This window comes from Stenotrophomonas sp. Steno-C15 (assembly GCF_056393265.1).
This window is the reverse complement of record NZ_JBWJPF010000001.1, coordinates 295,912-320,177: the sequence shown is the minus strand read 5'-3', so window position 1 is coordinate 320,177 and position 24,266 is coordinate 295,912. Positions and strand designations below refer to the sequence as shown.

Sequence of the window (24,266 nt, the reverse complement as noted above, 5' to 3'; positions counted from 1 at the left end):
ACCGATGTCGCCTCCGATGGCAGCCTTTCCGTGTCGTCGCCAGCAGGGCATGGCGGTGATCGTCGCGATGCTGGTGGTCGCACTGGTGGCGGTGATCGCGACCGCGCTGCTGACCCGCCAGGCCGCGCAGCTGCGTGCGCTGCGTGGCGACCAGCTGCGGGCGCAGGTACGCATGGCCGTGGATGCCGCGCTGGAGCGCGCGGGGCAGCAGCTTCGTGACGACGCGCGCGAGCAGCTGACCACCGTGCGCGACGGTCGCTGGGCACGGCCGGTGCAGCTGGATGCGCCGCTGCCGGTGCGCCTGCAGATGGTGGACGCGCAGTCGCTGTTCAACCTGCGCAACCTGTTGTCGCAGGGCCAACCGGATGCGCAGGCGCGGCAGGCCTTCGTGGCGCTGTGCGTGGAGCAGGGGGTGTCTGCGGCCGCATGCAGCGGTGCCGCGGACCACATCCAGGCACGGCTGCGCGACGGTGATCGCGCCGCGCAGGCGCCCCTGCCGCGCGAAGCCCTGATCGGGCAGGCGCTGGCCGGTGCCGAGCCACGCGCCGTCCGGGCGTTGTCCCGGCGCACGGTGGTGTTGCCGGCGCAGACGCTGGTCAACGCCAATACGACTGACCTGGCCGTGCTGCAGGCGGTTGCACCCGGCGCTGATCCGGGCCGGCTGCGGGCGCTGGTGGACGAGCGCGATGGCGGCCGCTGGCTGCTCAACCGCGGTGATATCGCCAACCGCCTGCAGGTGAGCAGCGAGCAGATGTCGGTGATGCCGCTGGGCATCCACAGCGAATGGTTCCTGGCGGTCGGACAGGTCCAGGCAGACGACCGCGACGTCGATTTCCGCGCGTTGATCTGGCGTGAGTACCGCGATGACAGCGTGCGCGTGCAGCGTGTATGGACGAGGATCGGCGCATGAGCGTGCAGCTGCGGGTGCGCCTGCCGGCGCTGGATCGACTGCAGGCCGACAGCCGGGTGGAGTGGGCGCAACTGCAACGCGGTGACGTGGCGGCGCATGGCTGCGAGGCGCTATCGGCGTTGGGACAGCGCCATCCGCAGGCACAGGTGCACGCCTGCCTCGATCCGCATGACCTGATCCTGCTGGAACTGCAGCTGCCGCCGCTGTCAGGTCGCCGGCTGCAGGCCGCGCTGCAGGGCGAGGTGGAGGCGATGCTGCTGGACGACCTGCAGGATGTTGCGCTGGCCAATGGGCCGCAGGCGGCTGACGGGACCGTGCCGGTGGCATGGCTGGGCCAGCAGGCCGTGGCCCAGGCGCAGCAGCTGCTGGCGTCGTGCGGCCTGAGCCTGCAGGGGCTGTACCCGACGCCGCTGCTGCTGCCGTGGACGGAGGGGCGGGCCACGCTGGAGGCGAAGGGCGAGCACCTGCTGGTACGCAGCGGGCGCGACCGCGGCTTCGTGCAGTGGAGTGGCGGGCGCGACGTGGCAGCCGTGCTGCAGGCAACCTCCCTGCGCCTGCAGCAGGCCGGCGTGCAGGCCGTGCAATGGGTGCATGCGGTGCCCTCGGGTTGGCCCGGACACCTGCAGACCAGCACAGTGGCCGCGGGCAGCGAGGCCAGCGGCCCGCTGCCGGCATGGGCACTACCGCTGCAGCGCGGCGGACGACGCCTGCCACGAGTGGCGATCGGGCTGGCACTGGCGGCCGCGGTGCTCGCCGCGACGGGCCTGCAGTTGCAGGTCTCGCGCTGGCGCGGCGAAGGTGAGGCGTTGCAGCGGGAAATGACGCGGCAGTTCAGCGCGCAGTATCCGGAAATCACCGAGGTACTGGATCCGGTCCTGCAGGCACGGCGTGCGTTGGCCGCACCGGTGCAGACGGCTCCACTGCCGCGGATACAGCAACAGGTCGCGCTGGCATTGCAGGCGGTTCCGGAGCTGGCCGGCCGCGTTCGCGGCATGGACTACACGCCCGGCGCGCTTGAACTGGAACTGGACGCCGATGCGCAGGCGCTGGCCGATGATGCGCAGCATCTGGAACGATGGCAGCAGGCGGCGCAGGCGCAGGGCCTGCAGCTGGTCCGCCAGGGCGGTGGCCGCCTGCGGCTGAGCACCGGAGGCAGCCGATGAGGGTACGGACTGCGTGGATGGAAGGCGGCATCGCGGCGCTGTCGCAGTGCTGGCGGCGCCTGCAGCTACGCGAACGCGTCATGCTGACGACGATGGTGGGTGCACTGCTGGTCGCTGCGCTGTGGGCATTTTGGCTGGAGCCCCTGCTGAAGCAGCGCAGCTACTGGCAGGTTGAGCTGCCGCGCCTGCAGGCACAGATGCGGGCACTGGCGCCCTTGCTGGACGCGCGCGAGCGCCAGCGCCTGGCCCGGGAGCAGCGGCCGACACTGACCAGCCTGCGTTCGCGGATCGCCGCCGCCGGCCTTGCCGATGGGGTGCGGGTCGACGCGCGCGAGGGACGCTGGCACGTGCAGGTGCAGTCGGTGCCCGCCGATGTGCTCTGGAACTGGCTCCTGCCGCTGCTGGCCGACCCGACCATCGAACTGCAACGACTGCAACTGCAACGCACAGGGGACGCGGATATGCCGGCGGCACGTATTTCAGGAAGCATCGTGATGAAGGCCGTTGCGGGTGAGCTTCGATGAGGTCGATGCACGGTCTTGCCTGTGGCGCGGTGCTGGCTCTGGTCGTGGGGATGCTCCACCTGCCCGCGCCGGCATGGGCGCAGGATGCCAGCGACGAGCCGGTGCAGTTGAATCTGGTGGATACCGATATCGGTGGCGTGCTGCGGATGGCGGCGCGTTTCACCGGCCGCCAGTTCCTGATCGATCCACGCGTGACCGGCAAGATGACGGTGGTATCGGATGGGCCTGTCAGTCGCGCGCAGGCCTATCAGCTTCTGCTCGGCGCACTGCGCATGCGTGGCTTCGCCGTGGTCGAGAACGGTGGCATCAGCCGGGTCGTGCCACAGGCCGATGCCAAGCTGCTCGGCGGCCGGGTAGGCGGCGGAGCGGCAGGTGGAGAGGTTGCCACACGGACCTTCGCGCTGCGTTACGAGAATGCGGCCGCACTGGTCGCGGTGCTGCGGCCGATGATCAGTCCGGACAACCCGATCACCGCCAACGCGGGCAACAATACGCTGGTCATCACCGACTATGCCGACAATCTGGAACGCATCGCGCGGGTGATCGCCAGCGTGGACACCCCGGCTGGCATGGACACCGACGTGGTCAAGCTGCAGCAGGGGATCGCCGTGGATGTGGCCGCGATGGTCGCACCGTTGCTGGATGCGCAGGGCGCCGAGCCGGGCCAGAAGGTGATGGTGATGGCCGATCCGCGCAGCAACAGCGTGCTGCTGCGCTCCAGCAGCCCGGGGCGCACGCGGTTGGCACGCCAGCTGGTGGAGAAGCTGGACCGGGCACAGGACGAGTCCGGCAACCTGCATGTGGTCTATCTGCGCAATGCACAGGCCACGCAGCTGGCGGGCGTGCTGCGTGGCGTGGTGGCCGGGCAGAGCGACGCGCAGGCGATGGGCAGCAGCGAGGGCATCACGCCGCTGCCTGGCGGGGCCGCTCGCAGCGCGCCGACGCAGCCGCAGCCGCAGCAGGCCGGGGCCACGGGCAATGCGCTGCCGTCGCAGCGGCTCGATCCGGACCGGCGCGACCCCGCTGATGCCGGCAGCAGTGGCTTCAGCCAGAACGGCATCTCCGTACAGGCCGATGTCGCCACCAATACGCTGCTGATCTCGGCGCCGGAGCCGGTGTACCGCAACCTGCGTCGGGTGATCGACCAGCTCGACCAGCGGCGCGCGCAGGTGCTGGTGGAAAGCCTGATCGTGGAAGTCAACCATACCGATGCCGCTGAACTGGGGGTGCAGTGGATGTTGGGCAATGGCCGCACGTTCGCAGGCACCCACTTCGGTGGTGCGACCGGCGGCAGCGGCCTCAATGGCACGGCGCGCACCACGCTGGACGTGCTGCCGCGCGATGGCCTCAACGTGGGCGTGATCGATGGCACCATCACGCTGCCGGGCGTGGGTCAGATCCTCAACATGAAGGCACTGGCCAACGCGCTGCAGAGCAAGGGCGGTGCCAACATCCTGTCCACGCCGAACCTGATGACGCTGGATAACGAGGCCGCCAGCATCATGGTCGGCCAGACCGTCCCATTCGTCAGCGGCCGCTATGTCACCGACGGCGGAGGTGGCAGCAACAATCCGTTCCAGACCATCGAGCGCGAGGACATCGGCCTGAAGCTGCGGGTGCGCCCGCAGATCTCCGAAGGCGGGACGGTGAAGCTGGACATCTATCAGGAAGTGAGCAGCATCGACGGGCAGAGCTCCGGCAGCGAGGGCATCATCACCAACAAGCGGGCACTGGACACCAGCGTGCTGCTCGACGACGGCCAGATCATGGTGCTGGGCGGCCTGCTCGAGGACAGCGTCAGCCACGGTCGCGACGCGGTGCCGGGCCTGGGCCGGATTCCGGTACTGGGCGCGTTGTTCCGCAGCGACACGCGCAGGCGCGCCAAGACCAACCTGATGGTGTTCCTGCGACCGCACGTGGTGCGTGACCCGGCGGCCGGCCAGCGCCTGACCCGCGATCGCTACGACTACATGCGCAACGCCCAGGCCGGTGCACAGCCGGTGCAGAGCTGGGCATTGCCGGCGCTGTCTGCGCCGCAGCTGCCGCCACAGGACCTGGGTACGCTCGGCCAGGGCAACGCGCGCGACGGCCAGGGGCGACCATTGCAGAACACCAGTCTGGCCGCCCTGTACCCGACCGGCGAGGGCACCGCGCAACATGTGCAGTTCGCGCAGGGCCTGGACCCCGCACGCGCCGCGCAGGCGGTGGCGCAGGTGCGGGCATTGGGGATGCAGGCGTACGCAGAAGCCACACCCGGCGCAGCGGGTCAGCGCCTGCGGGTGCGACTGCCACGCGATCCGGCACAGCTGGACCCGGCCCTGCAGCAGCTGCGGGGCTTGGGATACACCCCGGAGCTGGTGATCGGGCCGTGACCGTGGCCAACGATCTGCGATCACTGCCGTATGCCTGGGTGCGCAGCCACGGTGTGCTGCTGGCCGACACGGATGATGGGCCGGTCCTGCTGGGTACCGCCGAGACGCCGGCCTGGGCTGTCGCCGAGCTTCGCCGCCGGCATGGACCCCTGCCGTTCCAGCAACTGGACGGTGCGGCCTGGCAGCAGCGGCTGGGCGAACAGTATCGTGACGGCGGCGACGCCGCGGCGGTCGTCGGCGCGGCGGAGAGCGAAGTCGACCTTGACCGGCTGATGCAGGACATGCCGGAGATCACTGATCTGCTGGATGCACAGGATGACGCGCCGGTGATCCGCATGATCAATGCGCTGCTGGCACAGGCCGCGCGCGATGGCGCCAGCGACCTGCACATCGAGCCGTTCGAGACCCATTCGGTGGTCCGCTACCGTGTCGATGGCACGCTGCGCGACATGGTGCAGCCGCGGCGCGCCCTGCATGCCGCCCTGGTGTCGCGCATCAAGATCATGGCGCACCTGGATATTGCCGAGAAGCGCCTGCCACAGGACGGGCGCATCGCCCTCCGCGTAGGCGGCCGGCCGCTGGACATCCGCGTGTCCACCGTGCCGACCGGGCACGGCGAGCGCGCGGTGCTGCGCCTGCTGGAGAAGGATGCCGGCCGGCTGCAGCTGCAGCGCCTTGGCATGGCCGACGACACCCTGGCCACGTTCACCGGCCTGATCCGCCAGCCACACGGCATCGTGCTGGTCACCGGCCCTACCGGTAGTGGCAAGACCACCTCGCTGTACGCCGCGCTCGGCCAGCTCGACAGCAGCACCAGCAACATCCTCACCGTGGAGGATCCCGTGGAGTACGACTTCGCGGGCATCGGCCAGATCCAGGTCAATGCGCGTATCGGGATGACCTTCGGCACCGCGCTGCGCGCGATCCTGCGCCAGGATCCGGACACCATCATGATCGGTGAGATCCGCGACCTGGAAACCGCGCAGATCGCCGTGCAGTCGTCACTGACGGGTCATGGCGTGCTGGCCTCGCTGCATACCAACGATGCGATCTCGGCAGTGACCCGGCTGGCAGACATGGGGGTGGAGCCGTTCCTGCTGGCGTCTTCGCTGCGCGGTGTGCTGGCACAGCGGCTGGTAAGGCGCCTGTGCATGCAGTGCCGGCGCGCGGAGGTCGATGCCGACGGTCGCACGGTGTGGCGGGCAGTGGGCTGCACGGCCTGCGCACACAGCGGCTACCGTGGGCGAACCGGCATCCATGAGCTGTTCGTGGTTGATGATCGGGTGCGCGCGCTGATCCATGAAGGGCAGGGTGAGCCCGCGCTGCGCCAGGCGGCACGGGCCGCCGGCATGCGCAGCCTGCGCGAGGACGGCCAGCGTTGGGTCGACAGCGGGCTGACCACGCTGGAGGAAATCCTGCGCGTCAGCGGCGACGGTTGACGCGACGATGGCGCTGTTCGACTACCAGGCCGCCAACGCGCAGGGACGCATCGAAAAGGGCCAGCTGGATGCCGACAGCCCGCGTGGCGCGCGCCAGCTGCTGCGCGGGCGTGGGCTGACGCCCGTGCAGGTCAGCCCCGCGCGCGGCGCAGGCGGGGGCTGGGGAACACGCCGGCTTTCAGCGAGCGAACTGGCCTGGGCCACCCGCCAGCTGGCCAGCCTGCTCGCCGCCAGTCTGCCGCTGGAGGGCGCATTGAGTGCCGTCATCGAGCAGGCAGAGCGACCGCATGTGGCCCAGGCGCTGACCTCGGTGCGCGCCGATGTGCGTGCGGGTCAGCGCTTGACCGTGGCCCTGGCGGCCCGGCCGCGCGACTTCCCGCCGATCTATCGCGCCCTGGTCGGCGCCGGCGAGGACTCGGGCGACCTGGCGCGGGTGATGGAACGCCTGGCCGATTACATCGAGGAGCGCAATGCGCTGCAGGCCAAGGTGCTCACGGCGTTCATCTATCCAGCGGCGATCAGTCTGGTATCGGTGGCGATCGTGATCTTCCTGCTCAGCTATGTGGTGCCGCAGGTGGTGACAGCGTTCGTGCAGGCACGGCAGACACTGCCGATGCTGACCCAGGTGATGCTGGCCGCCAGCGCGTTCGTGCGCAGCTGGGGTGCATGGACAGCGCTGGGCATCGGCCTGCTGATTGCGGCATGGCGGCTGGCGTTGCGCCGCACCGATCTGCGCCTGCGCTGGGATGCGATGCTGCTGCGCGTACCGGTGATGGGCCGCTTCGTGCTTGGCGTGAACAGTGCGCGCTTCGCCTCGACGCTGGCCATCCTGCTCGATGCCGGCGTGCCATTGTTGCGTGCGCTGGAGGCAGCGCGGCAGACACTGGGAAACACGCTGCTGGCGCGCTGCGCCGAGGATGTTGCCGCGCGCGTGCGTGAGGGCGCGGCACTGGGCGCTGCGTTGAAAGTGCAGAAGGTCTATCCGCCGATCCTGGTGCATCTGGTCACCAGTGGTGAAAAGACCGGCACACTTGCGCCCCTGCTGGATCGCGCCGCGCAGACCCTCTCGCGCGAGATCGAGCGGCGCGCGATGGCACTGACCGCACTGCTCGAGCCGACCATGATCCTGGTGATGGGCGGGGTGGTGCTGACCATCGTGCTGGCGGTGCTGATGCCGATCATGGAAATGAACCAGCTCGTGCAGTGACGGGCGTGCGGCGCACAGGCCACGCTTCTCCACACAATCCTCCATACCTTTTTTCGATCTTCCACAGGTTTCTTAAGCGGCCTGTCATCGGCACGGACGAGCATGAGCCTGTCGTCGCGGAGCGGGCTGGGAGGCCCTCAGCGACAGCAGGCGTGTAGTGACCGTTCCTCCCTTGGCGTTTCCCTTCGCAGCAAACCCTTCAGGAGAAGATCATGTACAAGTACAAGACTCTGGCCGCGCTGGTTGCCACCGCGCTGCTCGCCACTGCCGGCGCCGCGTCGGCGCAGACCGTTACCGGCGGTGGTGCATCGCTGCCGGCCGACCTCTATAAGGGCCAGGCTGACAGCATCCTGCCGGCCAACTTCAGCTACGCCGTGACCGGTTCGGGCACCGGCAAGAAGGCGTTCCTGGAGAACAATTCGGCGCTGTTCTCGACCACCGGCACCGTGCATTTCGCTGGCAGCGACTCGGTGCTGAGCGCGACTGAACTGAGCACCTACACCACCAACTACAACCAGTCGACCAATGCCAACCGCTACGGCGCCCTGATCCAGGTGCCCTCGGTGGCCACCTCGGTGACCATCCCGTTCAACAAGCCGGGTTCGGCCGTCAACCTGAGCGTGGCGCAGATCTGCGGCGTGTTCTCCGGCGCGATCAGTGACTGGTCGACCATCGACTCCAACCGCAGCGGTCCGATCCGTGTGGTCTACCGCACCGAAAGCAGCGGCACCAGCGAAATGTTCACCCGCTTCCTGGCTGCGGCCTGCGCCGCTGAGCCGGCTGCGACCTCGAACCTGGTCGGCGGCACGTTCGCCGTGAAGTCGACCTTCGCCGACCTGTACAAGCGCGATGCCAACAACAATCTGCCGGCGTTCCTGGTCGCCGCGCCGGCCACGGGCGGCACCTCGCTGTACAACGCTGTCTATGCGGCGGACGGCCGCATCGGCTACGTCGGCCCGGACGTGATCCCGAGCCTGACCGATGCGACCAAGGTTGCCAAGGTCAAGGGCTTCTCGCCGGACCAGGTGAGCGTGCAGGCCACCCTGGATACCGTCGCTCCGCCGACCGGCACCGCTGCCGAGAACCCCGCCAACTGGGTGCCGGTGTTCGGCAACCCGTCGGCCGGCTATCCGATTGCCGGCTACACCAACCTGGTGATCGGCCAGTGCTACAAGGATTCGGCGGTTGCCACCAGCCTGCGCGGCTTCCTGGCCCGTCATTATCCGGCGACCTACCCGGCGGCCTACGAGGCGTCGATCACCGGCCATGGTTTCATCCCGCTGACCAAGGCCTGGCGCGATGCGATCCGCAACCGCTTCGTGCTGGCCAGCAGCGCAGCCGGCCTGAACAATCCCAGCACCTGTGCGGGCATCGGCCGTCCGCTGTAATCCGCAGCACCGCGTGAACCCTGTTTGACCCGGCGCCGGCCCCTGTGGCCGGCGTCGCCATTTCCGCCGTGCGGCGTGCAGCGCCATCGCCCCCTGCACGCTGTCGGCTTCATGTCATGCGAACCGTCTATCAGTGGCAGGGCATGCGTTGCGCGTGTCTGCGATCACCGCCGCCAGTGCGGTCCACCAGGTTGATGAGGTTACGATGTCGCACCCGCTCCCGTCCGCTGTTCATCCGGCCGCGCCGATGCGCCGCAATCATCCGATGGCCTGGGCCATCGCGGTCGCACTGGGAAGCGTGGTCGCCCCGGCCAGCCAGGCCCAGCAGGCGTTCAGCCCGGCCTGGTTCGCCGAGCGCGGCGCAGCGCAGGGCGCGGCCAGCCAGAGCGGGCGCATGCCCAACGGCGTGCCCATCCAGTTCCAGTTGCCGGCCCAGCAGCAGGATGCTGCGCGGCAGAAGCTGCAGCAGTCGATCGACAATCTCGGCACCGCCGCGCAGGCCATCGCCCTGCAGCAGCGCCTGCAGGATCAGGCGCGGCAATCGCGGCGGCAGGCCGGGTTCATCGTTGCCGACGGACTGGGCAGGGACGGGTTGAAGGTCGATGAGAATCCGTTGACCCGGGGCTGGATCAACGCCCGCGAGGCGATCCAGTCACAGGGCAGTGACGGACGTGTCCAGGTCAGCATCGAGCAGACCGCGGACAAGGCGATCCTGAACTGGGAGACCTTCAATATCGGCGGCAGCACCACGCTGAACTTCGTGCAGAACCCGGACTGGGCCGTGCTCAACCGGATCAACGATCCGAATGCGCGGCCCAGCCAGATTCTCGGCCAGCTCACCGCGGGCGGCACCGTGTTCGTGGCCAACCGCAACGGCGTGGTGTTCGGCAACAACAGCCAGGTCAACGTCCGCAACCTGGTCGCGGCGGCGGCGCGCATCAGCGATGGCCAGTTCCGCGACACCGGGTTGTACAGCGCGGATACGAATACGGCCGCCCTCAGCGATGCCGTTGGCAAGGTGATGGTGGAGCGGGGCGCACGTATCGCGACCCACGAGCCGACCAGCGCCACGCGTGGCGGCGGTTACGTGCTGCTGGCGGGACACAGCGTGGAGAACGCCGGCCAGATCGAGGCACGAAAGGGCCAGGTGCAGCTGGCGGCGGGCGACAGTTTCGTGATCCGGCGCGGCGTTGGCACCGCAGCCAATACCAGCTCGACCACGCGTGGCAATGAAATCGCGCCGCGCTTCATCGCCGACAGTACCGCGGGCAGCGTGCGCAATACCGGCCTGCTGCGTGCCCGCGAGGGTGACGTGACCCTGGCCGGACGCAACGTCGAGCAGGCCGGCGTGGCCGTGGCCAGCACGACGCTCGCACAGCGCGGCACCGTGCATCTTCTGACCTCGGCCAGTGATGCCGGCAGCACCGTCACGCTCGCCGATGGATCGACCACGGCGGTGCTGATCGAGGACGATGGCAAGGCCACGGCACTGGACACCCAGCGCGACAGCCTCATCAGGGAATCGGCAGAGCAGGATGCGATCCGCGCGGGTGCGCGCTCGGCAACCTTCGACAATCTCTCCCAGCACAACGACCGACGCGACCAGTCGCGGGTGGAGATCGTCTCCGGTGGCAACATCCATTTCCGCCCCGATTCGCTCACGGTTGCCACGGGCGGCCAGGTCATCGCCGACGCGGCGGCCCGCAGCTACGTCGACGATGCAGCACGCGTGGACGTGTCGGGTGCCGTGGGCGTGCAGGTCTCGATGGAAAGCAACAATGTCCAGATCAAGGTGCAGGGCAACGAACTGCGCGATGCGCTGGACAACCGCGACAGCGGCAAGCTGACCAGCAGCGAGGTCTGGGTCGACCGCCGCAGGCTCATCCACGTGCCAGCCGGAACCGGGGGCTACGACGGTGAGCGCTGGTATGCCGCAGGCGGCCTGCTGGAAGTGGGCGGCTACCTCGACAACCAGGGGCATTCGATCGGCGAATGGGCCGCGCAGGGAGGCACCGTCCTGCTGGGTGGCAGTGAAGTGATCACGCATGGTGGGTCACGCATCAACCTTGCGGGTGGCAGCCTGGATGTGCAGAGCGGCGTGATCCGGCAGAGCTGGGTGCGCGGCGTGGATGGCCAGGTGTACCGCCTTGATGACGCACCGGCGGAGATGCTGTTCGACGGGGTGTACAACGGCCATGAGGTGAAACAGGATCGCTGGGGCGTCACCGAGACGTTCCGCGATCCGGTCGTGTTCGCGGCGCAGCGTGTCGACAACGGGTATACGGTCGGCCGCGATGCAGGACGCCTGATCGTCTCCGCCCCGACGGCGGTGCTGGACGGCCACGTGGAGACCGCCACCTTCCAGGGCGCGCAGCAGAACCGCCGGCCCGATGCCGCACTGGACGGCTATGCACAGGCGCAGACGGCAGCAGCGCGCAACGCACAGCTCTACCTCGGGCGTTATGACGGCCAGGGCCGCAGCGGCGTGTTCGGTTCGGACGTGCGCGTGGATGACAAGGCGCCGAAGACGGCGGCGTGGTCACTGCTGGCACCGGTCGGGGAAGAGCGACGCGACACGGTGTGGCTGGACATCGCAGAGTTGAGTGCCCAGCAGTGGGGGCGGATCGATCTGGCGAGCGCCGATCGCATCAGCATTGACGGCCGCCTTCGGTTGCAGGCGGGTGGACAGCTGAATCTGACCGGCAGCGAGGTGGAACTGGCGGGCGACATCGGCATTGCCGGCGGCCAGCTGTCGGCGGGCAACCTGCTGGAGGTGCAGGGCAGGCCGACGGCACTGCTGCACGATGGCCGCGCACGCACCGTTATTGCCGACGGTACCCACATCGATCTTGCCGGTGAATGGAGCAACGCAGCGTTGGGAGAGCCACTGGATGCGGGTGGTGCCTGGACGGATGGCGGCCGCTTGAGCCTGAGCAACAGCCATGACGTGAGGGTGGGCGCGGGGGCGACGGTCGACGTCGAGGCCGGCGCCGCGCTGGACCTGCGCGGCAAGGGTCGTGTCGGCAAAGGGGGCAGCATCAGTCTGCAGGCGAACAGCAGCACGGTGGCAACGGACGGCAGCGGCCGGGTGCAGCTGGGCGAGGGCAGCCGGTTCAGTGGCCTTGGCCAGGGCAGCGGCACGTTCTCGCTGGGCACCGGTGGCCGGGTGCGGGTAGGCGATGCGGATCCGGCCGATGCAGCCGCGCTGCAGATCGATGCCGGCCTGTTCGGCAGCGGCTTTGCCCAGTACGACATCAATGGCCATCAAGGGCTGGAGGTTGCCGATGGCACGCAGCTGGCAGCGCGCATGCCGGGCCTTCGGATCACCGCCGACGCGCGCGCCGCGACGGACCGGAAGGATGCACTGGAGCGCTGGCTGGCACCGCTCTACAGTGCCGATCCGATGAGCGGGCTGGTCCGCCAGCGCAGCGGTGCCAGCGTGAGCCTGCGCTCGGATCGCAACAGCGTCGGCGGCGACCTGCGGGTGGGCAAGGCCGCACTGATCGAGGTCGACCCGGGGCAGGCGATCTCCCTGCTCGGCGCCGGCAACATCGACGTGGAAGGTACGCTGCGTGCGCAGGGGGGACGCATCAGCATCGACGATGTGCGCCTGCCGACCACGCTGTATGCCGGGCAGCGGAGCGAACGGACCTGGCGGTTCGCCGACGGTGCGCTGCTGGATGCCAGCGCAGATGCGGTGTCACTGGCCGATGCCGGTGGCCGCCTGCAGGGACAGGTGCGGGCCGGCGGGCGCATCGAGATCGGCGGCGCGCTCGACTGGGAGAGCTCTGCGTCGGTGGACAACCGTCCGCCTGAAGCCTTCGTCGTGCTCGAGCGTGGCGCGCAGCTGCGGGCAGCGGGCGCCTCGGCGCCGCTGCATGTCGACGGGAAGGGACGGACCCGGGTGGACAGCGACGGAGGGCAGATCGTGCTGCGTTCGGCCAACGCTCTGTACCTGGACGGCGCAATGGATGCCTCTGCCGGCGGCAGTAGCGCGCGTGGCGGCACCTTGGGCGTAGCCTTTGGTGGCAGCGTTCATGCGCGCGGTGCGAGCGAGGAGGTACTGCGCGCGCGTGGCATCACGCTCAGCCAGCGCAGCCCGGTCGACGCGGTGCTGCCGGACCGGCTGGAGTACGGGCACGCGGCGCTGTCGGTGGAGCAGATCCAGGCCGGTGGCTTCGACACCCTGTCCGTGTTCGGTGACGTCCGCGCGGAGGGCGATGTCGACCTGCGCATGGGCCAGAGCCTGCGCATCTACGGACAGGGGCAGTCAAGCCTCGGCATGGCCGTGGCAGCACCGCAGTCCAGCGGCATTTCGCTGAGTGCTCCGCACCTGCTGCTGGCACAGTCGCACTGGCAGTCGCTGCCGGGTGAGAACCTGGTGGTCACCGATACCGTAGCGTCGGCTGCGGAAGGCGACCACGTGCTGTCGGCGAGGGCGGATCTGATCGACATCCGTGATGTCACCTGGCTGCCCGGCTTCAACCAGGTCGTGCTGGACAGCCGCAGCGACGTGCGGCTGCTCAACGCGGTGTCCAACGGCGGATCGATCAGTGCGTTGATGGCGAGCGGGTCGATGGACGTGAGTGCCGCCCGCCTGTACCCCACCTCCGGTGCGACGGGCTACCTCGTCGCGGGTGCGTCTGCGGCGACCGTGGCGACGCCCGGATACTGGTCAGATCCGGATGCGGTGCTGCGCATCCGGGGTACGGGCACGGCGGCGGCCACTCCGCCGGAGTCAGCGCTGGGCGCGTTGCAGCTGGTGGCAGCGACCGTGCAGCAGGGCGGCAACGTGCAGGCGCCGATGGGGGCGCTGCAACTGGGCGGCCTGGTCCTGGGCGGCACACGTGCCAGCCGGGTCGAGCTGTTGCCGGGCAGCATCACCTCCACCAGTGGCGCAGGTCTGGCGCTGCCCTACGGCGGTACCGTGGACGGCGTGTCGTGGAGAAGGGGCAGCAGCAGCCTGGAATCACTGACGCCGGGTGGCATTGCATCCAAGGGCGTGACCCTTACCGCCAACGATGTGGATGTGCATGCCGGTGCGCTGCTGGACGTGTCAGGTGGCGGCGAACTGACCGGCGCGGCGTTTGTCTCAGGCCGCGGTGGTTCCGTCGACGTGCTGCGCACCGCGCTGGCCGATGCCAACCCGCGCTATGCGTTCAGTGCGTCCGGCAACCCGGTGTACGCGATCGTGCCGGGACGTGCCGGCAGCTTCGCACCCAGCAGCGATGATGGCTTCGCTGCTCCAGCGGTGGGCCAGCAGATCACCGTACCCGCCGGCGTTCCCGGGCTGCCCGCGGGGACCTACACATTGCTGCCGGCCAGCTTCGCGCTGCAGCCGGGTGCATTCCGCGTCGAACTGGGCGCGACGGGAACCTCCGGCGTACCGCAGCCGATCCAGACCGGCACCGGGACCTGGCGCGTGTCCGGCCAGCAGGGATCGGCACTGGGTGGGGTGGCGTCGCCGCTGCTCACCGACATCCTGCTGACGCCGGCGGCGGTGGTGCGCCGGCATTCCGGCTACAACGAAACCAGCTACAACAGCTTCGTGCAGGCCACCGCCGACCGTCGTGGCGAGGCGCGCGGCTGGCAGACCATCGATGCGCTGGGGCTGACCCTGGCACTGGGTGAAGGCGCTGGCCGCGAGGGAACCGCGGCCGTCGACTTCGCCGGCACGGCGCGCTTCTCCGCGGCCAATGAAAAGGGACGCGGTGGCACCCTGGTGGCCACGCTCGCCAGCCCGGCCGTGGGTTCGCTGGAGATCGCTGCTGCCGGCAGTCCGTCGCAGGCGCACGATCGTGGCGCGACCTTCACCGACGACGCACTGAATGCGCTGCGGCCGGAACGCATGGTGATCGGCGGACAGTTCAATGAGACGGCTTCGCTGGTGGCGGTGTCCGGCGCGGTGCGCGATGTGGCGATCCGCTCCGGTGCGACCCTGCAGGCGCCGGAGATACTGGTGGCTGCGGCGTCCGGTGGCAGCGGCATCCTGGTCGAAGCCGGGGCGACACTCGATACCTTGTCTTTCGCACGCGACACCGCGTCCGCGCCGACCGTGCCCTATCAGGTCAATGGCGGCCTGCTGGCCGTCTCGAACCAGCGCCTGAACCTGATCACCGGTACGACCGGCGTGGCGGCAGGGCCGGTCGCGATCGACATCGGCGGCTGCCAGACGGACTGCGAAGGCGAGGCACGGCTGGTATCCGATGGCAGCATCGGGGTGGCCACCGATGGCGTGCTGCAGATGCGCGATTCCGCCCGTTATGGCACGCGCCAGCTGGGCGTGAGCATGGCGGCGCTCAACCTCGGCAGCGCCGAGGCGATCGCGCAGGCAGCGGCCGCAGGGGCGTTGCCAAATGGCATGACCATGAACCAGTCCGTGCTGCAGCAGCTGCTGCGCGGCAATGATGCCACCGGCGCACCGGCGCTGGATACGCTGAGCCTGGTCGCACGCGATTCGGTCAACGTGTTCGGCAGTGTCGACCTGGATGCGCGCGACAGTGCCACCGGCCGCGGTGGCCTGCAGACGCTGGTGCTGGGCGCGCAGGCCATCCATGGCTATGGTGCGGCGAGCGACCGTGCGCGCATCCTGGTGGACACACTGGTCTGGGACGGTTCGCTGGCGGCGACGCAGGCACCGGGCAGCGATGCGTCGGCGCCGCCGGCCGATCCCATGGTGGACCGGCTCGGCGCGGGGCAGCTGGATATCGTCACCCGCAATCTGCAGCTGGCGCGCGCGCCGTTCAGCCGTCCCAGCTCCGAGGTGCCCGCGAGCCGCCAGATACTCGGCTTCAGCGCGCTCAACCTCAGCGCATCCGGGCAGCTGCTGTTTTCCGCGCAGGGCACGCTGGACGTGTACCAGCAGCGCGGTGACTATCTCGCGGACAAGGGCTGGCAGTACAGCGGTGGCAGCATCGGCATCGACACGCCGCTGCTGACAGCCGATCCCGGTGCGCAGCTGCGGGTGCGGACCGGCGGCGACTTCCGTCTGCAGGGCGGCCGCGGCACGACCGGCGGCGACGCGCTGGGCAGCGAACTGAGCATCGATGCGCAGCGGATCGCGCTGGACAGCACGATCGCACTGGCCTCCGGCCGCCTGTCAGTGAACGCGCGCGACGGCATCGCGCTCGGCGGCCAGGCGGCGCTGGATCTGGCGGGACGCAGGGTTACGCTGTACGACGTGGACAGGTACAGCTGGGGCGGCGACGTGCTGCTGTCCAGCGATGCGGGTGACGTCAGCACTGATGCCGCCTCACGCATCGATCTGTCGGCGCGCAACAACCGCGGCGGACGGCTGACGGTGAACGCCCTGGCCGGGCGGGCCGATCTGGCCGGTGGCATTGAGGGGGCTGCCAGTGGCCGTTACGACGCAGGTGGCACCGTGGTGCCTTACGACGGCGCAGACATCGTGGTTCGCGCCAGCACGTTGCAGGACTTCGCAGGCCTGAACCAGCGCTTGAACGCGGGCGGTGTCACCGGCGGGCGCACGTTCCGGATCGGTGAGGGTGATCTGCTGATCGGTGACGAGGTGAAGGCGCGCAGGGTCGACATCAGCCTCGACGCAGGCAGCCTGCGCGTAGCGGGGCGCATCGACGCCAGCGGCGAACAGGTCGGTGCGATCCGCCTGTACGCACGTGACGGTCTGCAGGTGGAGGGAACGCTGGATACGCATGGCACCGGCCTGCGCGTGGACAGCCAGGGCAAGATCATCGACAGCCCGAACCGGGCCACGATCGAACTGGGCAGCGCCGCCGGCGGGATCGACATCGGCGCCGGCGCTCATCTGGACCTGCGCGCGGGGACGGCTGTGGCGGTGGGCGGCGGCCGCGGGCAGAACGACGGCGTGGCCCGCGGCACCCTGAAGATCGATGCGCCCCGCATCGGCGGCAACGATGCGGCGATAGCGGTCGCCAACGGTCTGCGCGTCGAAGGTGCGGCCGATATCCAGGTCAATGCGGTGCGACGCTATGAGGACGCGCCCTTGGCGGACACTGTCGACGTCAACGGCAACCGCGCGCAGCGCGTCACCCAGCAGTGGCTGGACCAGATCGTCGATCCGGACAACCGCGCGTGGATGGACGGCGCGCTGGCCAATGCGGATCTCCGACAACGCACGGCTGCGCTGGGCACGCATCGCCTGCGCCCCGGCGTGCAGGTCCTCGCCCGCCGCAGCGAGGCCAATCCCGGAGGTGACCTGACCGTATCCGGTGACATCGACCTGTCCGGCTACCGCTATGGGCCTGAGGCCGATCGCAATGATCCGGCGCGGCGCGGCTTCGGCGAGTCGGCGTCGCTGTTGCTGCGCGCGGAGGGCAACATCAACGTGCACGGCAGCATCAACGATGGCTTCGCGCCGCCACCGGCCAATCCGGACGAGGCAGGATGGCAGTTGCATGAGAGCCGCAACGGCACCGCCGGTCACACCCCGTTCGGCGGCGACCTGGTGGTGCCGGTGGAGGGCGTGAGGCTGCAGCCCGGTACGGAGTTCCGGGCCGGTACCCGCCTGAACTATGACGTGCCGGTCGAATCGGTAACGCTTCCGGTCGGTACCGTGCTGCCCGCGCCGATGGTGATCTCGCAGAACCTGCGCCTGCCCGCGGGCACGGTGCTGGGTGCGGCGGTGACCACCGACTCCGGGCAGACGCTGGCGGCGGGCACCGTGCTGCAGGAGCCGCTGGTGCTGGCGGCCGGTGCGCGACTGGGGGCCGGCTTCCGCCTGCGCAGCGATGTGCAGATGGCCGCCCAGGACTGGCCGGCCGGCGCGATGCTGCCGGTGACCCTGCGCCTGGCACGGGAAGTCGAGCTCAAGGTAGGCGCGTACATTCCATCGTTGACCAAGGTGGAGCTGCCCGGCGACGCATCGGTGAACCTGCGTCCTGCCGACGCCAACGGCAACCAGGGACGCAACTGGGCGCTTGCCCCGATGCTGGCCGAAGGTACGACATCGTGGGACATGACACTGGTGGCGGGGGCTGACAGCGACGCCGCGGATCCGCGTTCGCGACGCTGGGGAAGCGACGGCAGCGTGGTGCTTGCCGATACCCATCAGGGCTCGGTCGGCACCGTGACGACCGAGATCATCTGGGTGGGCGACCGGGTCCTGACCGAACAGGCGTCACTGGACTGGATGGGCGACACCTCCTATGCCGGCCGTCCGATTTCCGAGCTGGCAGACATGTTCGGCTTCAGCGAGGATGAGTTCTGCGCGCTTTCCGATGGCTACTGCGGCCCCGCGCCGCGACAGGTCGCCGCGCAGGGTTCGCTGGACTTCTGGGGCGATGAATCCTACGTCGGCACGCCGGCAAAGGACTTCGCCGAGCTGCTGGGCATGACCGAGGACGAATTCTGCGGAATGGCACCGGGCTACTGTGCCGGCGGTGGCACCCAGACCGAGGTCACCACCTACGGCAAGCGCGCCGGTACACCGGCCTGGAGTGTCCTGCGCACCGGCAAGGGCGACCTGGAACTGCTCGCGGCGGGCGACGTTGCGATGAAGTCCGGGTTCGGCGTCTATACCGCCGGTACGCCAAGCTCACTCGGCGAGGGCCGTGACGCCGCGTTTGATTCACCGCGCGCGGCGGCGCCCTGGAACACCGCGCTGCTGGGTGAGAACCTGGTGCCGGGCAGCTATGACGCCGCAATCGCGGGATACCAGGCCTGGTATCCCGATCATGGCGGCAACCTCCGCGTCGAAGCCGGGCGCGATATCGTCGGTGATGTCTGGACCGCGCGCGCGGAGTCGGGCAGCAGTGAACGCGATCAGGCGCAATACTCCAGTGCCGCGGTCGGCAACTGGCTGTGGCGGCAGGGGACCGGCAGCACGACCGGCGTGGAGCCGGTGCCGACCAGCTGGTGGGTGAATTTCGGTACGTACACCAATGTGTCGGCCATCGCCGGCAGTACCCCGCGGATGGTGGGCTTCACCGGCTTCGGCACATTGGGCGGTGGCAACCTGATGTTGGAGGCCGGGCGCCACGCCGGCGTACGCGATGCGATGGGTGACGCGCTGGGCTCGCTGACGGCGCCGCATTCGAGTGCAATCATCGCTGCCGTGGGATCGACCGGCCGTGTCAGTGATGGCCAGCTGCACCTGACCGGTGGCGGTGACCTGCAACTGCGCATCGGTGGCGCGCTGAACCCGAATCTGCAGGCGACGATCTCCAGCCTCAATCCATCGAGAGCCGCACAGAATCTCGACCTCAACGGTACCTTCAGCAACCTGCGTGGCAGCCTGCTGCTCGACGCGGGCCGCATCGGTGCAATGGGTGTCACCCTGGACAGCTACGCGACGCTGGGCCAGCTGCGTGCAGCCGATCTGTTCGCCGCCGACGCCGCCCGCCCGATGGGCGGGCCGGTGCTGGTGCTGGGCGATGCGGTCGCACAGCTGCAGGCGCGGGGCGATGTCGTGCTCGGCGGCGTCGCCGATGCCGGCCGGGTTCCACTGGCCAACTACAGCACGGTGGCGCAGGACAACGGCAGCCGCGCTGCGGGCAGCACCTGGTTCTCCCTATGGACCGACGCGACCGCCGTGGACCTGTTCAGCGCCGGTGGCGACCTGGCGCCGGGCCTTGCCGGGCCGGAGAACGTGACCGGCAGCAATCTGTGGCCCGAGCAGGTTGCGCTGGCACCGGGCAGCCGGGAGGAGCTGCTGAACTACTGGCTCTATCCTTCGCGCTTCAGCGCCGTTGCCGCCCAGGGTGACATCAAGCTGGACCGGATCAGTGCCGTGACGGGGACGCAGGATGTGATCCTGCTGGCGCCCTCGGCTACCGGGCGGCTGGACGTCCTGGCGGGCGGCAGCATCTTCGCCCGCAGCGGCGCGACCCAGATCACGCGCTCGGGCGCGGATGCGCGCCTGCCGGGGCCGTTCGACCCCGCATTCGTTGCCGAGCAACGCGATGCCAGCGGTAATGTGACGCGTCCGCGGCACAACCTGTCGGTCGATGGCAACATCGCCTCGCCGGAGGCATCGCTTCCGCTGTTCGCGTTCGGCCCGGGTACGCCGTTGTCCACGGTCTCCTCGGCACTGGCACCAAGCCGCTTCTACGCCGTGCAGGGCGACATCATCGGCTTGGCGACAGGCGCCCAACGCACGCTCGACGGCACCGCCTGGCAGCGCACGCAGCTGAACTGGTTCGAGGCAGCAGGCGCGGTGCAGCTGCGGGCAGGGCGGGACATCCTCGGCGTGTCGATGACCGCGTTGAACAGCGCGCCCACCGATATCACGGTGGCGGCGGCGGGACGTGACATCGTGCATCTGGACGCGACGATCGCCGGCCCCGGCAACGTCGAGATCAGTGCCGGCCGTCAGCTGCGCCAGGAGGAGGCGGGCAGCATCGTCAGCCTCGGTGGCATCGTGCAGGGTGACACCCGTCCGGGTGCCAGCATCGCGCTGACGGCCGGCAACCAGCAGATCGATTTCGCCGCCCTGCGTGCCCGCTATCTGGATCCCGCAAACCTGGCCGATCCCGCGCAATCGCTTGCGTCGCAGCCGGGCAGGGCAGTCAAGGTCTACGACCAGGAACTGAAGCAGTGGCTGCAACAACGCTTCGGCATGGCCGCCGATGGCGAGGCAGCGCTGGCTGCGTTCGATGCGTTGCCGCAGGAACAGCAGCGCATCTTCCTGCGCCAGATCTACTACACCGAGCTGCGCGAAGGCGGACGCGAGTACACCGATGCGGAAGGGCCGCGCTTCGGCTCCTATCTGCGCGGGCGCGAGGCCATCGCCACGCTGATGCCGGACAGGAATGCGGCCGGTGCGACGATCGACCGAACCGGCGATATCGTGATGTACGGTGGCTCCGGTATGCGCACCGAGGCGGGCGGCAACATCGAACTGATGGCACCGGGAGGCCAGATCGTGGTGGGTGTACAGGGGGTGGTGCCGCCTGCCAGTGCCGGCCTCGTCACCCAGGGGCAGGGCGATATCCGCCTGTTCAGCCAGGACAGCGTGCTGCTGGGCCTGTCGCGGGTGATGACCACCTTCGGTGGCGACATCCTGGCGTGGTCGGAACAGGGCGACATCAATGCCGGTCGCGGCTCGCGCACCACGCTGTTGTACACACCGCCACGGCGCGTCTATGACACCTGGGGCAATGTGATCCTGTCGCCCCAGGCGCCGGCCAGTGGTGCGGGCATTGCCACCCTCAATCCGATCGCGGAAGTCGCGCCGGGCGATGTGGATCTGATCGCGCCGCTGGGCACCATCGATGCGGGCGAGGCGGGCATCCGTGTCTCGGGGAACATCAATCTGGCCGCGCTGCAGGTACTCAACGCGGCCAACATCCAGGTGCAGGGAGACAGCAAGGGCCTGCCGGTGCTGGCGTCGGTGAACGTCAACGCGCTGGCTTCGGCCAGCGCCGCCGCCAGCAGTGCCAGCCAGGCGGCACAGGATGTGATCCGCAAGAGCCAGGAGGATGCCCGGCGCAACCAGCCTTCGGTGATCAGCGTGCAGATCCTGGGCTTCGGCAACGCCAGCAGCAGCATCAACCCGCCGGCACGCGGCACGACCGCGGCCAGCGGCTACGACGTAGACAGTGCTTTCCAGTTCCCGCAGGCCCGCGAACCGCAGGCGCGTGGAGAGGGTGGCACACAGCGTCGATAGTTGCCGGGGGTGATCCACGCGGTGCGTGGCGATCCGCAATCGGGCCCGCTGCCACGGAGCGGTGGCGGCCCCCGCCAGGACGGCACGGAGGGCAGGGAGCAGCCATCGGCGGTGAGGAGCACCCACAGGCGCCACCGGGCGCGGGACAGCGCCCGGTGGCCGGGATGGCGGACGCTACGCCCCGGATGACGTGGGTCGACGGCGTGCAGCTGCGTCTGCGGCTAGAGTTCAAGGACGCGACGGTAGCTCAACGGACCGCGGCCATCACGCAGCCGCAGCCTCAGTTCCAACCCGGTGGCCGGCAGCAGCACGCCCTGACTGGGCAGCGTCGTCCAGCCGGCGCCCGGCTGCCAGGCGCGCACATCGAAGAACTGGACATCGTGCGCCACGGCCAGCCCGCGTGACTGCTCAGGTGTCGGCAACGGATAGCGATCCGATGGCGGCCCGCTGGCCCGCCACAGGGTATTGCCCTGGCGCCACCAGCGCACCCGCTGCCAGCGCAGCCCGTCGCTGCCGACGCTGCGGGTGATCTCCAGCGCGAAGCTCCCGTCGGCCTGCCGTTCGCTGACCAGCGCCGGCGGCAGCAGCCGCTGTGGCTCGTCAGCGGGGCGTACCGCACCATTCATCAGGGCATCGTCCGCACGCATCTCGATGTCGCGCTGGAACTGCTGCAGCACCCGCAATGCGGCATTGGTGCCTGCATCAGCCTGGCGCAGTCGCTGGTCACTAGTGGACACGCTGTCCAGCGCACGCCAGCAGATCACGGCCAGCACGCCCATGAGGGTGATCGCGATCATCACTTCGATCAGGGTGAAGCCCTGCACGCGCCGTTTCACGGTGCAGCGGTCCATGGCAGCAGCATGCGTGCCAGCGACTGTGTCGGTGCATCCTCCGCCACCACGATGAGCTCCAGCAGCGGCTGCCCGTCGCTGCCGCTGCCCAGATGCTGCCGCACCAGGAAGCGGCTGCGACCCTGCACGCAGCGCTGCTGCACATCCGCGGGCGGTTGCGCGGCCAGCCGCAGTTCCTGCCAGCGGTCCTGTGCGCACAGCAGTGCCAGACGTCGGTCGCGCAGCCGCGACTGGTCATCGGTTGCCACTGCCACCGAGCGCATCACCGCCGCCAGCGCGACTGCCACGATGGCCAGTGCGATCAGTACCTCGATCAAGGTGAAACCCCGCCGCGGCCGCATCACTGCACGACCTGCAGCTGTCCACTGCCGTCGTCGCGAAGGCGCAGCTGTCGCCCCTGCAGCGACAGCGCCAGCTCCCACGGCACGCCGATCCATTCCGGACTCAGTTCGATGGCTGCCGCCGGCTGTACGGCGATGCCCGGGCTCTGCCACCGCTGGGGGCGCAGCAGGTCGTCGCGCTGCACGTCGGTCCAGCGGTCGCCCTCGCGTCGGCTGAAGCGGTAGCCCTCGGCATCCGCCTGCCAGCGGAGGCTGCGGCCATCGATGCGGGCCTCATCGCGTGCCACCTGCAGGCGTTGCGCCAATCGCTCGCCTTCCTGACGGAGCTGGCGCGCAGGATCGAGCAGTGTGCCCAGGCCCAGGCCGATGGCCGTTGTACAGATGCCGATGATGACCAGCACCACCATCAGTTCCAGCAGGGTGAAGCCGCGCGGGATGCGCCGCATCGACATCGCCTCCTGTGCCTGCCGATCGCGGACAGGGTAGCGGCGGATGATGAAACAAAAGCGTCAGCGGCGACTGCTAGCGTGGTGGCCGTCAATGTCGACGAAGGTGCGGAACATGGACAGCAGGCGCTGGGATCGCAATCACCTGCTGACACTGCTGGCGGCGACGCTGCTGCTGGCCGTGATGGCCTACTGGGGCATTGCCCTGTTCGCTGCAGGACCACCCGCGGCGGCCAGCGCGGTAAGGCCGTCGACACCGGCCCGGCCACCGTTCGACGCTGCGGCCAGCGCTCCGCTGGTGCGGCTGCTGTCACCGGGTGCGATCCACACCGAGGTAGTGGTGCTGGGTGTGATGGCCAGCGCGCACGCACCGCTGGCACTGCTGTCGGTCGATGGTGGCGCGGTCGATGCCTATGTGCCGGGGCAGCGCCTGGGACCGTCCACGGTACTGGCCGGCATCGGCGCGGAGACCATCGAACTGCAGCAGGCGGGGCGGTCGCGCAGCCTGCCGGTGCCCGCGCTGCCGCCCGTTCCTGCCGATGGCATCGTGCCTGCCGCTGCGGGGCGGCACTGAGGCGCGATCAGCGAGAGGGGCGCTGCGGTGTCACCGCGCGACCAAAGGCGTCGCCCATCCGTTGCCGGGTGCCTTCCAGGTTGTACTGCATGAGCTGGTTGCCGGGCTGCCGCATCAGCCGCTCCGACTCGGACAGGCGCGGTGATCGTGCACGTGGCGGTGCCGGTGCGAGCCTGCGCTGCAGACATTCCCAGGCCGGAATGCGCTCTCCGTTGACCTGCACGTCGATGCAGGGCGGTGTGTCCGCGCGCGTTGCGCGGTCATCGGCGTGCGCAATCGGCATCGCGATGGACGCGAGCAACGCCACGGCAGGCCAGCGCCATGCAGTCAGGATCATGCTCATCTCCTATCTCCCGCCACCCCATGTCGGCTGCTTCATGGACGGGTGGCGGGCGCAGTGTCCGCCTGCGCGCATTCCGCCGCCGTCAACAGATGACAGTGCTGTCA

Annotated in this window: 13 protein-coding genes; 9 read left to right on the top strand and 4 right to left on the bottom strand. The window is 69.3% G+C overall.

Annotation, left to right across the window (positions count from 1 at the left end; genetic code table 11):
• Positions 1-49: 49 nt before the first annotated feature.
• The 8 genes from gspK (at position 50) to AC06FB_RS01350 (ending at position 21,607) form a co-directional block, all read left to right on the top strand.
• Positions 50-910, top strand: coding sequence for a type II secretion system minor pseudopilin GspK (gspK, locus tag AC06FB_RS01385; RefSeq protein WP_111186859.1), 861 nt, complete (start codon positions 50-52; stop codon positions 908-910).
• A complete protein-coding gene (gspL, locus tag AC06FB_RS01380) occupies positions 907-2,073 on the top strand; it encodes a type II secretion system protein GspL (protein ID WP_263174453.1) in 1,167 nt (388 codons plus the stop codon). The genes gspK and gspL overlap by 4 nt, the downstream gene beginning before the upstream one ends.
• Entirely contained in the window at positions 2,070-2,597 is a 528-nt protein-coding gene (gene gspM / locus AC06FB_RS01375; protein ID WP_478053291.1) for a type II secretion system protein GspM, read from the top strand. Before gspL ends, gspM begins: the two co-directional genes overlap by 4 nt.
• Positions 2,594-4,969, top strand: a complete 2,376-nt coding sequence (gene gspD / locus AC06FB_RS01370; RefSeq protein ID WP_478053290.1) for a type II secretion system secretin GspD — start codon at positions 2,594-2,596, stop codon at positions 4,967-4,969. The genes gspM and gspD overlap by 4 nt, the downstream gene beginning before the upstream one ends.
• A gap of 2 nt (positions 4,970-4,971) precedes the next feature.
• Positions 4,972-6,408 (top strand): type II secretion system ATPase GspE, encoded by a 1,437-nt coding sequence (gene gspE, locus AC06FB_RS01365; RefSeq protein ID WP_478053320.1) that lies wholly within the window; start codon positions 4,972-4,974, stop codon positions 6,406-6,408.
• Between the two features lie 7 nt (positions 6,409-6,415).
• Positions 6,416-7,615 carry a type II secretion system inner membrane protein GspF gene (gene gspF, locus AC06FB_RS01360; protein ID WP_478053289.1) on the top strand — a complete coding sequence of 400 codons (1,200 nt, stop codon included), beginning with the start codon at positions 6,416-6,418 and terminating at the stop codon, positions 7,613-7,615.
• Positions 7,616-7,827: 212 nt separating this feature from the next.
• Positions 7,828-9,003, top strand: a complete 1,176-nt coding sequence (locus tag AC06FB_RS01355) for a substrate-binding domain-containing protein (RefSeq protein ID WP_478053288.1) — start codon at positions 7,828-7,830, stop codon at positions 9,001-9,003.
• A gap of 205 nt (positions 9,004-9,208) precedes the next feature.
• The gene (locus AC06FB_RS01350; protein WP_478053287.1) at positions 9,209-21,607 is read left to right on the top strand and encodes a filamentous haemagglutinin family protein; all 12,399 of its coding nucleotides are present in this window, start codon (positions 9,209-9,211) and stop codon (positions 21,605-21,607) included.
• A 221-nt stretch (positions 21,608-21,828) separates the two neighbouring features.
• Here AC06FB_RS01350 and AC06FB_RS01345 read toward each other — a convergent pair whose 3' ends face one another.
• From AC06FB_RS01345 to gspH, 3 genes are read right to left on the bottom strand one after another with little or no spacing between them, the layout of a single operon-like run.
• Complete coding sequence (locus tag AC06FB_RS01345) at positions 21,829-22,443, bottom strand: prepilin-type N-terminal cleavage/methylation domain-containing protein (RefSeq protein ID WP_461288457.1); 615 nt, start codon at positions 22,441-22,443, stop codon at positions 21,829-21,831.
• Complete coding sequence (gspI, locus tag AC06FB_RS01340) at positions 22,440-22,799, bottom strand: type II secretion system minor pseudopilin GspI (protein ID WP_414487427.1); 360 nt, start codon at positions 22,797-22,799, stop codon at positions 22,440-22,442. The genes AC06FB_RS01345 and gspI overlap by 4 nt, the downstream gene beginning before the upstream one ends.
• Positions 22,799-23,245 carry a type II secretion system minor pseudopilin GspH gene (gspH, locus tag AC06FB_RS01335; protein ID WP_053516372.1) on the bottom strand — a complete coding sequence of 149 codons (447 nt, stop codon included), beginning with the start codon at positions 23,243-23,245 and terminating at the stop codon, positions 22,799-22,801. Before gspH ends, gspI begins: the two co-directional genes overlap by 1 nt.
• A 115-nt stretch (positions 23,246-23,360) precedes the next feature.
• Here gspH and AC06FB_RS01330 point away from each other — a divergent pair, with 115 nt between their 5' ends.
• Positions 23,361-23,819, top strand: a complete 459-nt coding sequence (locus AC06FB_RS01330; RefSeq protein ID WP_461288453.1) for a hypothetical protein — start codon at positions 23,361-23,363, stop codon at positions 23,817-23,819.
• A 7-nt stretch (positions 23,820-23,826) separates the two neighbouring features.
• Here the strand turns inward: AC06FB_RS01330 and AC06FB_RS01325 are convergent, their stop codons facing one another.
• The gene (locus AC06FB_RS01325; RefSeq protein WP_197600049.1) at positions 23,827-24,162 is read right to left on the bottom strand and encodes a hypothetical protein; all 336 of its coding nucleotides are present in this window, start codon (positions 24,160-24,162) and stop codon (positions 23,827-23,829) included.
• Positions 24,163-24,266 lie beyond the last annotated feature (104 nt).